The 605-nt window shown below is 49.9% G+C and carries 1 rRNA gene; it reads left to right on the top strand.

From position 1 onward, the window contains the following. Positions 1-605 (top strand): 23S ribosomal RNA (locus ENTHG_RS00150); the annotation flags it as partial.

Here is a 605-nt window from a genome sequence, read left to right as displayed (position 1 = left end):
AGGCTAAATACTCTCTAGTGACCGATAGTGAACCAGTACCGTGAGGGAAAGGTGAAAAGCACCCCGGAAGGGGAGTGAAAGAGATCCTGAAACCATGTGCCTACAAGTAGTTAGAGCCCGTTAATGGGTGATAGCGTGCCTTTTGTAGAATGAACCGGCGAGTTACGATCCCATGCAAGGTTAAGCTGATAAGGCGGAGCCGTAGCGAAAGCGAGTCTGAATAGGGCGAATGAGTATGTGGTTGTAGACCCGAAACCAGGTGATCTACCCATGTCCAGGGTGAAGGTAAGGTAACACTTACTGGAGGCCCGAACCCACGTACGTTGAAAAGTGCGGGGATGAGGTGTGGGTAGCGGAGAAATTCCAATCGAACCTGGAAATAGCTGGTTCTCTCCGAAATAGCTTTAGGGCTAGCCTCGCGGCTAAGAATCTTGGAGGTAGAGCACTGTTTGGACTAGGGGTCCATCCCGGATTACCGAATTCAGACAAACTCCGAATGCCAATGATTTATACGCGGGAGTCAGACTGCGAGTGATAAGATCCGTAGTCAAAAGGGAAACAGCCCAGACCACCAGCTAAGGTCCCAAAGTAATCGTTAAGTGGAA

Source organism: Phytobacter massiliensis JC163, assembly GCF_000321045.1.
Classification (GTDB): domain Bacteria; phylum Pseudomonadota; class Gammaproteobacteria; order Enterobacterales; family Enterobacteriaceae; genus Phytobacter_A; species Phytobacter_A massiliensis.
This window is presented reverse-complemented; position numbering and strand designations above follow the sequence as displayed.